Annotated in this window: 20 protein-coding genes and 1 pseudogene; 11 read left to right on the top strand and 10 right to left on the bottom strand. The window is 66.7% G+C overall.

Annotation, left to right across the window (positions count from 1 at the left end):
* Positions 1–6: 6 nt before the first annotated feature.
* Positions 7–474: a nuclear transport factor 2 family protein gene (locus A5780_RS13685; RefSeq protein WP_064901888.1), complete on the top strand. Its 468-nt coding sequence runs from the start codon at positions 7–9 to the stop codon at positions 472–474.
* Between the two features lie 15 nt (positions 475–489).
* Here the strand turns inward: A5780_RS13685 and A5780_RS13680 are convergent, their stop codons facing one another.
* Positions 490–948, bottom strand: coding sequence for a MarR family transcriptional regulator (locus A5780_RS13680; RefSeq protein WP_082976462.1), 459 nt, complete (start codon positions 946–948; stop codon positions 490–492).
* A 95-nt stretch (positions 949–1,043) separates the two neighbouring features.
* On the opposite strand from A5780_RS13680, the gene A5780_RS13675 reads away from it, so the two are divergent.
* Positions 1,044–1,436: a hypothetical protein gene (locus A5780_RS13675; protein WP_030518359.1), complete on the top strand. Its 393-nt coding sequence runs from the start codon at positions 1,044–1,046 to the stop codon at positions 1,434–1,436.
* 32 nt (positions 1,437–1,468) lie between these two features.
* Here the strand turns inward: A5780_RS13675 and A5780_RS13670 are convergent, their stop codons facing one another.
* Positions 1,469–2,620 (bottom strand): serine hydrolase domain-containing protein, encoded by a 1,152-nt coding sequence (locus A5780_RS13670; RefSeq protein WP_064908604.1) that lies wholly within the window; start codon positions 2,618–2,620, stop codon positions 1,469–1,471.
* Positions 2,621–2,785: 165 nt separating this feature from the next.
* Here A5780_RS13670 and A5780_RS40915 point away from each other — a divergent pair, with 165 nt between their 5' ends.
* A complete protein-coding gene (locus tag A5780_RS40915) occupies positions 2,786–3,013 on the top strand; it encodes a hypothetical protein (protein WP_181068507.1) in 228 nt (75 codons plus the stop codon).
* A 6-nt stretch (positions 3,014–3,019) separates the two neighbouring features.
* On the opposite strand, the gene A5780_RS39980 is transcribed toward A5780_RS40915, so the two are convergent.
* Genes A5780_RS39980 through A5780_RS13655 form a run of 3 tightly spaced genes read right to left on the bottom strand, consistent with a single transcriptional unit; the run spans position 3,020 to position 3,929 of the window.
* Complete coding sequence (locus A5780_RS39980) at positions 3,020–3,232, bottom strand: hypothetical protein (protein WP_146102162.1); 213 nt, start codon at positions 3,230–3,232, stop codon at positions 3,020–3,022.
* Positions 3,225–3,572, bottom strand: coding sequence for a hypothetical protein (locus A5780_RS13660; RefSeq protein ID WP_064908602.1), 348 nt, complete (start codon positions 3,570–3,572; stop codon positions 3,225–3,227). The genes A5780_RS39980 and A5780_RS13660 overlap by 8 nt, the downstream gene beginning before the upstream one ends.
* A gap of 3 nt (positions 3,573–3,575) precedes the next feature.
* A complete protein-coding gene (locus A5780_RS13655; protein WP_064908601.1) occupies positions 3,576–3,929 on the bottom strand; it encodes a hypothetical protein in 354 nt (117 codons plus the stop codon).
* 336 nt (positions 3,930–4,265) lie between these two features.
* Here A5780_RS13655 and A5780_RS13650 point away from each other — a divergent pair, with 336 nt between their 5' ends.
* Both A5780_RS13650 and A5780_RS13645 read left to right on the top strand, forming a co-directional pair.
* Positions 4,266–5,135, top strand: a complete 870-nt coding sequence (locus tag A5780_RS13650) for a helix-turn-helix transcriptional regulator (protein ID WP_064901882.1) — start codon at positions 4,266–4,268, stop codon at positions 5,133–5,135.
* Complete coding sequence (locus A5780_RS13645; protein WP_064908600.1) at positions 5,132–5,344, top strand: DUF397 domain-containing protein; 213 nt, start codon at positions 5,132–5,134, stop codon at positions 5,342–5,344. Before A5780_RS13650 ends, A5780_RS13645 begins: the two co-directional genes overlap by 4 nt.
* Positions 5,345–5,652: 308 nt before the next feature.
* Here the strand turns inward: A5780_RS13645 and A5780_RS13640 are convergent, their stop codons facing one another.
* Both A5780_RS13640 and A5780_RS13635 read right to left on the bottom strand, forming a co-directional pair.
* Positions 5,653–6,072 carry a MerR family transcriptional regulator gene (locus A5780_RS13640; RefSeq protein ID WP_064901880.1) on the bottom strand — a complete coding sequence of 140 codons (420 nt, stop codon included), beginning with the start codon at positions 6,070–6,072 and terminating at the stop codon, positions 5,653–5,655.
* Complete coding sequence (locus A5780_RS13635; protein ID WP_064901879.1) at positions 6,069–6,404, bottom strand: hypothetical protein; 336 nt, start codon at positions 6,402–6,404, stop codon at positions 6,069–6,071. Before A5780_RS13635 ends, A5780_RS13640 begins: the two co-directional genes overlap by 4 nt.
* 115 nt (positions 6,405–6,519) lie before the next feature.
* Between A5780_RS13635 and A5780_RS13630 the strand changes: the two genes are divergently transcribed.
* The 3 genes from A5780_RS13630 to A5780_RS13620 all read left to right on the top strand — a co-directional run bounded on the left by A5780_RS13630 (position 6,520) and on the right by A5780_RS13620 (position 8,501).
* Positions 6,520–6,855: a helix-turn-helix transcriptional regulator gene (locus tag A5780_RS13630; RefSeq protein ID WP_064901878.1), complete on the top strand. Its 336-nt coding sequence runs from the start codon at positions 6,520–6,522 to the stop codon at positions 6,853–6,855.
* Positions 6,855–7,568 (top strand): cation transporter, encoded by a 714-nt coding sequence (locus A5780_RS13625; protein ID WP_063015791.1) that lies wholly within the window; start codon positions 6,855–6,857, stop codon positions 7,566–7,568. The genes A5780_RS13630 and A5780_RS13625 overlap by 1 nt, the downstream gene beginning before the upstream one ends.
* A gap of 201 nt (positions 7,569–7,769) precedes the next feature.
* Entirely contained in the window at positions 7,770–8,501 is a 732-nt protein-coding gene (locus A5780_RS13620) for a dienelactone hydrolase family protein (RefSeq protein ID WP_064908599.1), read from the top strand.
* A 246-nt stretch (positions 8,502–8,747) separates the two neighbouring features.
* Here A5780_RS13620 and A5780_RS13615 read toward each other — a convergent pair whose 3' ends face one another.
* Together A5780_RS13615 and A5780_RS13610 are read right to left on the bottom strand one after the other, a co-directional pair.
* Positions 8,748–9,242: a hypothetical protein gene (locus A5780_RS13615; RefSeq protein ID WP_104363515.1), complete on the bottom strand. Its 495-nt coding sequence runs from the start codon at positions 9,240–9,242 to the stop codon at positions 8,748–8,750.
* Positions 9,243–9,416: 174 nt separating this feature from the next.
* A complete protein-coding gene (locus tag A5780_RS13610) occupies positions 9,417–9,644 on the bottom strand; it encodes a hypothetical protein (RefSeq protein ID WP_064908597.1) in 228 nt (75 codons plus the stop codon).
* A 327-nt stretch (positions 9,645–9,971) separates the two neighbouring features.
* Between A5780_RS13610 and A5780_RS13605 the strand changes: the two genes are divergently transcribed.
* From A5780_RS13605 to A5780_RS43095, 3 genes and pseudogenes are all read left to right on the top strand, one after another.
* A complete protein-coding gene (locus A5780_RS13605) occupies positions 9,972–10,514 on the top strand; it encodes a YceI family protein (RefSeq protein ID WP_064908596.1) in 543 nt (180 codons plus the stop codon).
* A gap of 48 nt (positions 10,515–10,562) precedes the next feature.
* Positions 10,563–11,498: an alpha/beta fold hydrolase gene (locus A5780_RS13600; RefSeq protein WP_082976461.1), complete on the top strand. Its 936-nt coding sequence runs from the start codon at positions 10,563–10,565 to the stop codon at positions 11,496–11,498.
* A pseudogene (locus tag A5780_RS43095) lies at positions 11,434–11,724 on the top strand (hypothetical protein); the annotation flags it as partial. The gene A5780_RS13600 and the pseudogene A5780_RS43095, both read left to right, overlap by 65 nt.
* Positions 11,725–11,789: 65 nt before the next feature.
* Here A5780_RS43095 and A5780_RS39110 read toward each other — a convergent pair.
* Positions 11,790–12,086, bottom strand: a complete 297-nt coding sequence (locus tag A5780_RS39110) for an FAD-dependent oxidoreductase (protein WP_231982941.1) — start codon at positions 12,084–12,086, stop codon at positions 11,790–11,792.
* Between the last annotated feature and the right edge of the window lie 142 nt (positions 12,087–12,228).

The raw sequence follows: 12,228 nt of genomic DNA, 5'->3' as shown, positions 1-12,228 counted from the left end.
CCGAACATGACCGTATCCAACGATTTTCAGTCCCGCGCCGACCGGCTCGCGGCCGACGAAGCCGAGATCCGCCGCCTGATCGACCGGGTGGTCGACGGACTGCGCGCCAAGGATCTCGACGCCGTGCGGCAGGCGTACGCGACCGACGTCGTGTCCTTCGATGTCGAACCGCCACTCCAGCACGTCGGGATCACCGCGAAACTCGACAACTGGGCCAAGGTTTTCCTGTTCTTCGAGGACGTGGACTACGAGATTCGCGATCTGACGTTCACCGTGGGCGAGGACGTGGCATTCGGGCACGCCTTCGCCCGGCTGCACGGCACGATGAAGAACGGGGTGGCCAACAGTGGTATGTGGGTCCGGGTCACCTACGGAATGCGCAAGATCGACGGCACCTGGCTGATCGTGCACGACCAGGTGTCGGTGCCCTTCGACATCGCGAGCGGCACCGGGGTCGTCGATCTCGAGCCCTGACAAGCACTTTCGACGTCAGCCGGCGGAGACCGCTTCCTCGTAGGCGCGCAGTGTCGCGATGACCAGGGCCCGCTGCTCCGCGGTCAGCGGGCCCAGCGCGGCGCGCCACCCCCGATCCGCGCCACCGAGCCAGTCCGCCACCGCCTTTCGGTGCGCGTCGGCGATCGCGACGAGGGTGCGCCGCCGGTCGTTGTCGTCGGTGCGGCGTTCCAGGACGCCCTGGCGGCTGAGGTCGGCGATCATCAGGCTCACGGTGGTCGGCGCCACCTCCAGTCGCCTCGCCAGCTCGTTGACCGTGAGCGGCCCGTCGAACAGCACGTACGTCAACAACGACAGATGGCGCGGCGCCAGATCGAACGATCGCAGGGCGTCGGGCACCGGCAGGCGTTTCGCCCGGCCGACCAGTCGCGGCATGAGCAGCACCATCGCCCGGACGCTCTCGTCCAGGGACAGCCCGTCGTGCTCCGTTGACATACCCTTCTCCCTCAAATACCTTTGCTTTCAAAGCTAAATTGCCGAACAGGCCCATCGTCCCATGTGGACAACTGCCCCCTTCTCGGAGGAGAACGATGACCGATCCCGCCCGGCTCCGCGCGCTGACCATCGGATTGCATCCACGAGCGCTGGACTACAGTCGCCTTCCCGATCTGGACGAGGAGCAACTCACCGCCAGGGTCGACGCCGCCAATGCCGCGCTGCGCGATACCGAATTCGATATCACACCGTGCCTTGTCTCCGCGTCGCCCGACGAGGCCGAGAACGACATCCGCGCGGTGCTGGCGACCCGGTCGTTCGACCTCGTCATGGTGGGCGGGGCGGTGCGAGCCATACCCGAGCACACTCTGCTCTTCGAGCGCGTGGTCAATCTCCTCGCCGAGGCGGCGCCGGGAATCCGGTTCTGCTTCAACACATCACCGGAGACCACCCTCGACGCCCTCCGCAGAGCGGCCGCATTCGCCTGAATTCCGCTCGCGGCGAAGCCTTCCGGCGACGATCACAGGCAGTCGTAGACGGCGGCGACCAGGTCGTAGGCTCGCCGGTCACCGGCGAGCCAGTCACGGCGCAGATTCGGAACGAAGGCGATCGCCACCCGGTTGTCGACATCACCAATGCCGATCGAGCCGCCCGCGCCGGGGTGTCCGAACGCGGTGGGTGCCGCGGTGTCCGGCAGGACGAAGTTCTGCGACGGCAGCATGTATCCCCAGCCGAACGCCGTCTCGAGTTGCAGCACCGCGTCCACCCCGCGCACCCGCTCCCGCGTGGCCTCGGCGAGGACCGCCTGCGGCAACAGCGTTCCCGCGACGAGGTCGCGATAGAAGCCGGCGAGAGCGCGAGCTGTGACGACCAGACCCGACGCCGGCCACCCACCCGCCAGCACATCCGAATTATTGTATGCCGCAGTGGGATTGGACGAGGAGCGCATCAGCAGCGAATCCGGATCGCGATACGCCTCTGCCACGCGGGCCGCCGCGGACGCATCGATCGGCCCGCTGTCGTCGGTCCACACCATCTCGGCGGCGGGCGGGCGGGCCAGGCGCGCCGCTCGAGCGGCCTCGTCGGCGGAAACACCGATGCGCAGATCCGCACCGAAGTGGCCGCGCACATACTCACCGACCGTCGACTGGGTATGGCGGCGTACGAATTCGCCCACCAGCCAGCCGAAAGTCAATGCGTGATAACCGTGTTCGCTACCCGGACGCCACATCGGGCGCTGCGCCGCGAGGGTGCGTGCCATCAGTTCCGCGTCGGCGGCCTCGGCCACCGTGATCGGCTGCTCGAAGACGGGCAGCCCGGCGCGATGGGTCAGCATGTCGGCGAGCGTCGTGGATTCCTTGCCGGCGACCGCGTACTCGGGCCACCACCCCGCGACCGGCTCGTCCGGGTCGATGCCGAGGTCGTGCGCGACGGCGAGAGCCGCCGTCGCGGTGACCGCTTTCGTGCAGGAGAAGACGACGCAGGCCGTGTCCTGCTCCCACGCCCGCCCGGTGCGTTCGTCGGCGACACCACCCCACAGATCCACCACAGCGCGCCCGTCGACACACACCGCCACGGAGGCGCCCAGATCGCGCCCCTCGCCCAGGTTGGCGGCAAACACCTCGCGGACCGCCTCGAAAGCCGGATCCACCCATCCCTGTACGCCGGTCATCACAGAATTAGAACACGTTACAGAGACTGTCGCCGGTGTTCGCCGCCGAACCCGGCGCACCGGGGCGAAATGCGCGGCGGCGTGTCGCTCTGCCGCGAGTCCGAATCACCCGATAGCGTGCGAAGCGGTCGTGTGCTCTGCCGGCCCGACGACGAGGAGGCAGTCATGGCTCTTCCGCTGACCGCGAACACCCTGGTGCCGCTGGCCGCCGCACTGGGGGCGAGCGCACTGGTCGCAGTCGCCTCCCTGGCGCCGGGACGAACCCGGAGGATCCCCGCGCAGGCCGACGAGGTGACCCGGCGGCGCCTGGTGCGCCAAGGTGGCGTCGCACCCACCGTCCGGCACCGGGCGGGACGAGTTCGGTGGCGTGCGGCCACATCGACGTCGCGATAGGACGGATCACGAATCGAGCCATTGTTCGATCGCGTTCAGTTCAGCGGTGCAGAAGACCTCTTCCCCGCTTTCCCTGTCCAGCAGTTTCCATTCCGGTTGCGGGCGGACGCTGCGGAGGAGAGCGTAGCCGGCGGTTTCGGCGCGCGCGGTGAGCTCGGGAATGCGTTCCGGCATCGGATCTGCTTGCGCTGCCGAGGTATTCGTCTCACGATCACTCATCGTCGTCGCTCCTGAGGGTGTTCGGGCGGGTGGAATCGGGACGAATGCGACCGGCCGCGACCAGCGCGGCGAAGGCCTCACGCTTGCGCGGGCAGTCGTGATCGCGATGCATCTGCATCCAGTGGTGAGCCTCGGCCGTAGTGAAGGACCGGGCGGGCGGGGCACAGCTCCAGTCCGTGAGCCGAGCGATCGGCGACCCGGAGTTCGCGCCGTTCCATCGCTCGACGTGCCCGGAACGCGGAGAATCATCGCTCGGCCAGAAGCATCCGACAGCGAGCAGCACGACGCCGCACCCCGCCAGCACCGTGACGACGCTCGACAGGGCGTTCCACGTTCCCATCGCTCACCGGTCACGAATGGTGTTGGGGTACAGATCGTTCGCGAGTTCGCTCAGCCCGGCGAGCACCTGCTGGAAGGTTTCGATCGGCACGTCGCACTGTCGCGGTAGACCGGAAAGGTCACTGCCGACCGGGAATTCGATGCCGCGCCGATGCGCACGCTCGCGCGGGCTCAACCGCGGCGGCTCGATCCGCCGGACATGCACCAGGGTCCGATAGGCAACCTGTTTCCACGCGCACAGTTCGATACGGCAGTTCCGGTGATGCTGCATCAGATGGTGGGCCAGTTCGATCTGCGAGAGATCGCAGATATCCGGTAGCGCGAGGAGAGCATCCTCGTCGATCGGCGAGTGCGGCACTGGTGACATCTCCTTCGATAACGTTGGGCTGGAACGCAATTCACGACCGGCGCTCGCCGGGCGGGTACGATTCGGCTATCATGTGCGGTAGCCGTGGCACAGGGGCGCACTCCACCTGTAGCCGCACTAGCGATTCGTCAGGTTCCTCTGTTTGTGCCGACCGCAGGAGCGGTCATGCTTTCGCGTCGGTCGTGGTCGCAGCACCAGAACACCATCGACCGGCCTGGTCCGCGTGCGCGACATGAAATCCCGCCGGAAGTGCCGCAAAGCGCCAGGACGGATTACAGGAATCCAGAGGCACCATTTCACTTCGCAACGCATAGAAAGGGGCATTCGATGGCCGAACGCGGGGAACCGCTGTCCCTGCCGAAACGCCAGCTCGGCTACTACCTCAGGCAGGCCCGGGAGGAAACCGGCATGAGCCTGGCCGAGGCCGCGGCACATATCGGACGCTCGGCACCCACGTTGATGCGTATCGAGAAGGGGCTCACCCAGAAGCTGTCGGTTCCCGAGATCGAGGCGTACTGCCGGCTGTACGAGTTCGATGAGGAGAAGGTCGAGGCGATGAAAGGCCTTGCCCAGCAGGCCGATACACAGAACTGGTGGCACGAGTACGACGATCTGATTCCGGCCGACTTCGATATCTATGTGGGGTTGGAAACAGGAGCACAGGAAGTCGCCACGTACCAACCAGACCTGATTCCCGGCCTACTACAGCTCCCGGACTACGCCCGGGCGCTGATGCGCACCGCGTTGCCCGACGCTCCCGAGGAGGAAATCGAGCGTCGCCTTCGGCTGAAGCTGCGACGACAGCTGCTCATCACTCGCAAGGTGCGTCCCGCCGCACTCCAGGCAGTGATTCACGAAGGGGCGCTCCGAAGGAGCGTCGCAAGCGCCAAAGTCATGGGCTCTCAGATTCGCCACGTCGCGGATATGAGCACCCGCACGAACATCGAGGTCCGAGTTCTTCCGTTCAGCTCCGGAGTCCCCCTGGGTGATCCGGTGGGCGCCTTCGTCGTTCTGCGGTTCAACGACCGCACGCGCACCGTTGTCTATGTTGAAACCTTCACCGGCAACTTGTACTTGGAGAAATCGGCTACCGTCCGCCGGTACGCTGGAGCATACGAGGAGATGCAGCTCGCCTCCCTGGATGCGTCGGCCAGCAGGGCCTTGTTGCGACAGGTAGCGAAGGAGTATTTGCGATGACGGTTGATCTATCCGGCGCGAAATGGTTCAAGAGCAGCCGAAGCACCGCCACGAGAGAATGCGTCGAGGTCGCATTCCTCGATGGCAGCATGGTCGGCATCCGCGATTCCAAGAACCCGAACGGCCCTGCCCTCGTTTTCACCGCTGATGAGTGGGACGCCTTCACCGGCACGATGCTGAACGGTGGGTTCTCCCAACCACAGGCGTAGTCGATCGGCGAAGCGAGTCGGCCGGGCGGCTCGCAGTCGGTGATTCCGCACGGATCCCTGTTTCATGTCTCGGCGAGTCTGAAAAGTGTTGCGCCACAGTCCTGCTGGCACAGCAGGCCGGGCTGCCACCGGCACCGGTTCTCGCTGCCACCGGCACCGGTTCGCGGCGAGCTCCAGGCCGATCCCGCGTCCAGTACCACCGCGGGAGCGCTCGGACGGTCTACACGTAACACTGCCCCAGCGCCGATGGAGGTGGTCAGCGCGGCATCGTCGTGTCGGCATTCGCGACTGTCGATCCTCCCGATCCGCTAAGTACCGGAATCGGGCGGAAGCTCGAAAGGCACTGGGCAGGAGGGTGTCTCACTGCAGGTGAGCAGGTCCTCGCACCCGGCGGCCAACGCGGCACGCAGGGTGTCGCGGACCGCGCCGAGTTCGGCCAGTTCGGCATCGACCTCCGCAAGCTTGACGCGCGCACGGGTCCGCAATCCGGCATCGCGCCGGTGGTGGCTGGTACCGGAGAGCAGGTCGGCGACCTCGTCGAGGGTGAACCCGAGCCGCTGGGCAGCCTTGATCACCCGCAGCACCGTCACCGCTTCCTCCGGATACAGGCGGTGCCCGCCGAGGGTGCGCTGCGGTTCGGCCAGCAGGCCGCGGCGTTCGTAGTACCGCAGGGTCTGGGTGTTCACCCCGGCCGCGGCCGCGAGCTCGCCGGTGCGCAGCCCGGTCACCGCGCACCGCCGGTGATGCGGGCGGCGAATGCGTCGAGCACCGCCGTATAGGCCGGTGGGACAACGATACTCAGCACTGAACCTTCCTCGGTGGCGCCGAAGTCGAACGCGAAGAACGAGCAACAGCTACTCTCCCGCGCCGCGAGGTCCCGGGCCCGCGGCTCGGCATCGGCGGCGAGAATCAGGTCGAGCCGGTGAGGGCCCGGTCGACGAACAGCACGGACCGCCTCAGCGAGAAACCGATCGAACTCGGCCACCCGGATCGGCTGCTCGGCCGTGGGCAGGGTGCATGCCGGCGGCACCCAGTCGTCCTGAACCGGAGAAATCGTCATATCTCGACGGTAAGCCTGTACCCCGGTACCGGATGCAAGCTCGAGATTCACCCAAAGACCACACGGCGATAATCCACTCTTTTCTGTATACAGATTTCGATGTACCGTTTGCGTTATGCAGACCTTGCCTGTGGGCCACACCGACGCGCTGGCCCGCTTCGGGCACGCCCTATCGGATGCGACCCGCACCCGGATCCTGCTGAGCCTGCGCACCGGCCCGGCCTATCCGGCGGAGATGGCCGAGCAGATCGGGGTATCTCGCCAGATTCTGTCCAATCATCTTGCGTGCCTGCGCGGATGCGGGCTGGTCGTAGCGGTCCCCGAGGGTAGGCGTAACCGTTACGAACTTGCCGACCACCGCATCGCCGCCGCCCTCGAAGACCTGCTCGGGCTGGTGCTCGCGGTCGATCCGGCCTGCTGCCCCGCCGCCGAGACCGAGGGCTGCTGCTGATGTCGCAGTCGCTGGGTATGCCGGGTGTGCCGTCGACCGTGGCGGCCGGCCCGTCGTCGCAGCGGCGTGCCGTGCTGGCGCGGCGGATCCGCTGGTTCGTAGCCGCGACCATCTCCTACAACGTCATCGAGGCGATCATCGCGCTCACCGAGGGCAGCCGGGCGTCCTCGACCGCGCTGATCGGATTCGGACTGGATTCGGTGATCGAGGTGTCTTCCGCGGCCGCGGTGGCGTGGCAGTTCGCCGGACCGAACCCGGAGGCCCGGGAGAAGATCGCGCTGCGCATCATCGCGTTCTCGTTCTTCGCACTCGCGCTCTACGTCACCGTCGACTCGATCCGCGGCCTGCTCGGAATCGGTGAAGCTCGCCACTCCCCCATCGGAATCGGTTTGGCCGCAGTCAGTTTGGTGATCATGCCCATCCTGTCGGCCGCGCAGCGACGCGCCGGTCGCGAACTGGGCTCCGCCAGCGCGGTCGCCGACTCCAAACAGACCCTGCTCTGCACCTACCTGTCCGCGGTACTGCTCGTCGGTCTACTACTCAACGCCCTGTTCGGATGGTCGTGGGCCGATCCGATCGCCGCACTGGTCATCGCCCTGATCGCGGCGAAGGAGGGCGTGAACGCCTGGCGCGGCGACACCTGCTGCCCCACCCCGGCCGCCCTCGGCCCGCACCAGACCGACGACCACACCTGCGACTGCGAGCACCCGTGATCGCGTGTAAGTAGCCGCACATCGCCGCGAAAACCTGTTGCCGGACAACCGGGACCACTGCTACCTTTCCCGGAGCCGTGCAAGAGAACGAGGAGGTGGTACCCGTGAACGCAGTATCGACATGGGTGCTCCCCTCAGGGGTCACGGTCGGGCGATAGGTCGTCCGGGAGCGCCGCGAAAGCACTCCCGAAAGGCACGACCATGCATCTCACCTCGGAACAGCGTCTCGACGACGACGTCCTCGAACGCCGGTTCACCCTCGGCGAGATCCCCGGCATCCTGTGGACGCCGGCATCCGCCCCCGCACCCACACCGCTGATCCTGCTCGGCCATCCCGGCGGACTGGACAAGATGTATCCCCGTCTGGCGGGCCGGGCCCGGCGCGCGGTGGCGCAAGGCTACGCCGCGGCCACGATCGAACTCCCCGGCAGCGGTGACCGGCCGCGTTCCCCCGACGCCGAGCAGGCCCGCGCCGATCTGCGCCGGGCGGTTCAGGCCGGCGAACCGGTCGACGGCGAGATCGTGGACCGGCTCGTCCTACCGCTGGTCGACAAGGCGGTACCGGAATGGCGGGCCACCCTGGACGCCCTCCTGTCGCTGCCCGAGATCGGCGGGCCGGTCGGGTTCTCGGGAGGGGTGATCGCCATCGCGCTCCGGCTGGCGGTCGTCGAGCCACGCATCGTGGCTGCCGTGTTGTTCGCCGGAAGTTTCGTGCCCCGCAGCATGTTCGACGAGGCCCGGCAGGTCACCATCCCGCTGCTGGTCCTGCTGCAGTGGGACGACGAAGGAAACGATCGGCAGCAGGCCCTCGACCTGTTCGACGCCTTCGGCTCGAAGGAAAAGACGCTGCACGCCAACATGGGCGGGCACACCGGCGTCCCGCACTTCGAGGGAGACTACGGAGACCAGTTCTTCGCACGGCATATGAAGTGATGCCGCGCAGCGTCTCTCGACCTGCACCCCATGCGGTCCCGTCGGCATGTCGCTGCGCATAACCGTGCACACCGCACCGCCCTATGCGGTTTTCCGCGATTTTCATCGAGGTTTGCACGATATGTTCGGCCGAGACAGACCCGCCGCTATCGCACCAGCATCCAGTCGAATGTCGTTGCGGTGTCGGCAGTTGCCGCCACGATGACGGGAGCTCGCAGCTGACCCGACCGGCCGGCGCCGGTCGGGTCAGCGTCCCCGCGAATCATGCGAGGCCGTCGGTCGGTTAGCGGGAGGGGTCCGGGTGATTTCGTTGATCGTTCGCGTCAAACGCGGCGCCGCCTGGTCGCTGTCGTGAGCCGACAAGGCTTGGTTGACGATCAGCCAATCTTCGATGTTGTCACCACCGACGTACTTGCGAAAACAGTTGTAGATCGCGTAGTAGGCGAACTCGACCGGGTCGGGGAAGGCGAGATCATCGTCTTGCAGCGCGGTGATGGGCTCGAGATACCGGTTGCCGACATCCGCGAGATCCACACCGGCCCCGGCAGAGCGAAGGGCATCGGCGGGAAGCTCGACATCCACGTCGTGCCGCATTCCGACAACCGAGTCGCGATAGCGTAGCGCACTGGGCTTCTCCCGCACGTAACCGATCCAGGTCGGCAGCGCATCCTCGCACAGCGACAGGTGAACCCGTCGTCTGTACTCGGTTCCGAGTTGGAAGAAAAGGGCGCTCGGCGTCATGAACGACACTCTGCCAAGTGGCGCATGAATTTTCGATCGCCGGTGCCGGCGGGCGCTCTTGCGGAGTCGCTTGGTCGATGGCGGCTCGGTCCGAAGCGGCTGTGCGCGAGCATGTTCGCACGCGCACTACCGTTGCCTTGGCCGCGTCTTCGGAAGGGCTTGCGGACCGCGGATTCAGTAGCCGACGGTGAAACGCCGCTGCACGAAGCGAGGAGTCTCGATCTCGTCGAGTAATGCGACGGCGGTGTCCTCGAACGAGATACGACTGCGGCCGTCGCGGTCGAGGACCGGCTGGTCTCCGCCCACCCGGAAGCGGGCGGTGCGCGCGCCGGGGCCGATCTGCTCGGCGGGGCTGAGATAGGTCCACAGGCGGTTCGACGTCCGCAGCACAGTCGCGTACACGGTGGGGTCCGCGATATCGCCGCTCTCCGCGAGCGAACCGAACCAGCTCAGCGGTGACGGGCAACGAACGTCCTGTCATGCCGCATATCGCGCCGCCGAACTCGCCCCCCGACTCGGACGTGCCGAAACCAACTGGGGGCAGTCATCCCGGCCCAGCGAAGCTATGACTCGCATCACAAGGTGTTATCCCGCAGTCGTGGGCGGTGTCGCGTGGGCGTGCCCGAACACAACGGCATTCGCCCACAGTCGTGGCGATCGGCAGCGGCTACGTCGCCGGCGTGGCGGCGTCGACGACCAGCCGCACTCAACCAGTGAACAGGACAAACCATGACGAGCAACATCGAGTCGAGTGAACTGACCGGGAACTACGTCATCGATACCGAGCACACCCGAATCGGGTTCATCGCCCGGCACACGATGTCCACGAGGGTGCGCGGTAGCTTCGGCGAGTTCGAGGGCAGCGCGCACCTGGACGGTGACCACCCGTCGAAGTCGAACGCCCAGCTCATAATTCGGGCACAGAGCCTCGACACCGGTAACAAGCGGCGCGACGATCTGGTGGCAAAGAAGTTCCTCGGTGCAGACGACCACCCGACCATCACCTTCACTCCGACCGAGGTCGAACAGACCGGCGCAACCATCCTCAGAGCCACCGGCGACCTGACTATCCGCGGCGTCGCCGCACCCGTCACCGTCGACTTCGAATCGACTGTCAGGCAACGCGATACGCGCGGGATCGTCCGGCTCGGCCTCACCGGCAGCACCACCGTCGACCGCAAGGACTGGGGCGTGCATTGGAAGGCGGCCGTCGGCATGGTCAGCCCGAAGGTCACCCTGGAATTCGACGTCGTCGCGGTGCGCCGGTCCTGAGCGACAGCGGAAACGCTTGTCCGCCATAGCAAGAGAAGGAGAAGGTAGATGAGGTCCGATGGGGCACCACAGCGGAGACGCCGGCGGTGGTGGATACTCGTGGCGGCGCCGGTCCTGCTGGTGATCGGTATGGTGGCGCCGGCCCGGGCCGATCCGGGCACGGACCCGGCGCCCGGTGAATGGCTGTATGCCGACACCCCGGCGGCGCGGTTCCACTATCGGAAAGCGGGCGAGGGACCGCCGCTCATCCTGCTGCCGGGCGGGACCCTATGGTCGTACACCTACCGCGACATCATCCCGGCGCTCGCCACAGACCACACCGTCTATGCCGTCGATCCGCCCGGCACCGGGTACACGACGCTGCACGATCCCGGCTTCGGATACGACGTGCATGCCATGGCGGATGCGTTGCGCCAGTTCGTATCCGCGGTCGGGCTGACACGTGCGTCCGTCCTCGCACATTCCCTGAACGGTTCCGTCGCGGTGGATTTCGCCGCACGGTATCCGCAACAGGTAGATCGTTTGGCACTGCTCGCGCCGCTGGTCCTCGACACCCGGCTCAACGCGAACATGCAACTGATGCGGCAGCCGGTCATCGGCGCACTGGCCACATCGGTGATGACCAGGGACATCTATCGAGCGAGCCTGCGGGACGCCTACGCGCATCCGGAAATACTCACCGAGGACCTGACCGACACGTATTGGGCCCCGCTCAGCCGTCCGGAGAATCGGACCGCCATGTGGAAGCAGCCTCGACACCTCGATCTGGCGGCCGTACAGCGGGAGGCAAGCGAGGTCCGCGCCGACACGCTGATCCTGTGGGGTGAGAACGACCGTGTCGTCGATCCGTCGCAGGCCCAGCCGCTCGCGCGGCTGATCCCGACGTCCAGGCTGCGGATCGTCCCCGGCGCCGGACACAATGTCCACGAGGACGATCCAGCCACGGTCACAGCCGCCCTCACCGAGTTCTTCGGCCCGCACTAGCCTGCGGACGAGTTGGGCACCGGGGATGAGGATGCGATTCCGGCTGTTGCGAGGTGACGCGTGTCACGCCGTGTTACGTCGTGGGCGTTTCCGGTGTCTGATGGGCATGACTGATCACAGCGACACCACCGAAATCGTCGTCATCGGCGGCGGATACGCAGGCGTCATGGCGGCCAACCGGCTGCGCAAACGCCAGGACGTGACCGTCACGCTCGTCAATCCCCGTCCGCGCTTCGTCGAGCGTATTCGGCTCCACCAGTTCGTCGCCCGAACCCGCGATGCCGCCCTCGACTACGACACGCTGCTCGGCAACGGCGTGCGGCTGCTGGTCGACCGCGCCACCCGCGCATCCTCGAGCACCTCGACCTGGTTCGAGAACAGCCATTTCAGCACCGAGCGCCGGGCAGGTTCCCGGAACGTCGGCGCCAACCGGCCGCCACCCACCAGCGTGACGGCGCGGCCCTGATCAGCCAGTTCGGCGGCGGTTTCGATGCCGGTGGGACCGCCACCGACAACGGTGATCCGGGCATCCCGGGCCAATTCGTCGATCGCGGTCCGCAGTCGTTCGGCGTGCTCCCACTCGCCGATAGGGTGGGCGAATTCGGCCGCGCCAGGTACGGAGGTGGGTGGCGGCCGGTTGGCGCCGACGTTCCGGGAACCTGCCCGGCGCTCGGTGCTGAAATGGCTGTTCTCGAACCAGGTCGAGGTGCTCGAGGATGCGCGGGTGGCG

This window comes from Nocardia sp. 852002-20019_SCH5090214 (genome assembly GCF_001665865.1).
GTDB classification, from domain to species: Bacteria; Actinomycetota; Actinomycetes; order Mycobacteriales; family Mycobacteriaceae; genus Nocardia; species Nocardia nova.
Note: the sequence above shows the minus strand (reverse complement) of the source record. Positions and strands in the feature narration are given on the sequence as shown.

Bases quoted from the DNA above. Each gene is read 5' to 3' on its own strand.
- A5780_RS13685 (WP_064901888.1), top strand. From the start codon at position 7: ATGACCGTATCCAACGATTTTCAGTCCCGCGCCGACCGGCTCGCGGCC.
- A5780_RS13680 (WP_082976462.1), bottom strand. From the start codon at position 948: ATGTCAACGGAGCACGACGGGCTGTCCCTGGACGAGAGCGTCCGGGCG.
- A5780_RS13675 (WP_030518359.1), top strand. From the start codon at position 1,044: ATGACCGATCCCGCCCGGCTCCGCGCGCTGACCATCGGATTGCATCCA.
- A5780_RS13670 (WP_064908604.1), bottom strand. From the start codon at position 2,620: ATGACCGGCGTACAGGGATGGGTGGATCCGGCTTTCGAGGCGGTCCGC.
- A5780_RS40915 (WP_181068507.1), top strand. From the start codon at position 2,786: ATGGCTCTTCCGCTGACCGCGAACACCCTGGTGCCGCTGGCCGCCGCA.
- A5780_RS39980 (WP_146102162.1), bottom strand. From the start codon at position 3,232: ATGAGTGATCGTGAGACGAATACCTCGGCAGCGCAAGCAGATCCGATG.
- A5780_RS13660 (WP_064908602.1), bottom strand. From the start codon at position 3,572: ATGGGAACGTGGAACGCCCTGTCGAGCGTCGTCACGGTGCTGGCGGGG.
- A5780_RS13650 (WP_064901882.1), top strand. From the start codon at position 4,266: ATGGCCGAACGCGGGGAACCGCTGTCCCTGCCGAAACGCCAGCTCGGC.
- A5780_RS13645 (WP_064908600.1), top strand. From the start codon at position 5,132: ATGACGGTTGATCTATCCGGCGCGAAATGGTTCAAGAGCAGCCGAAGC.
- A5780_RS13635 (WP_064901879.1), bottom strand. From the start codon at position 6,404: ATGACGATTTCTCCGGTTCAGGACGACTGGGTGCCGCCGGCATGCACC.
- A5780_RS13630 (WP_064901878.1), top strand. From the start codon at position 6,520: ATGCAGACCTTGCCTGTGGGCCACACCGACGCGCTGGCCCGCTTCGGG.
- A5780_RS13625 (WP_063015791.1), top strand. From the start codon at position 6,855: ATGTCGCAGTCGCTGGGTATGCCGGGTGTGCCGTCGACCGTGGCGGCC.
- A5780_RS13620 (WP_064908599.1), top strand. From the start codon at position 7,770: ATGCATCTCACCTCGGAACAGCGTCTCGACGACGACGTCCTCGAACGC.
- A5780_RS13615 (WP_104363515.1), bottom strand. From the start codon at position 9,242: ATGACGCCGAGCGCCCTTTTCTTCCAACTCGGAACCGAGTACAGACGA.
- A5780_RS13605 (WP_064908596.1), top strand. From the start codon at position 9,972: ATGACGAGCAACATCGAGTCGAGTGAACTGACCGGGAACTACGTCATC.
- A5780_RS13600 (WP_082976461.1), top strand. From the start codon at position 10,563: ATGAGGTCCGATGGGGCACCACAGCGGAGACGCCGGCGGTGGTGGATA.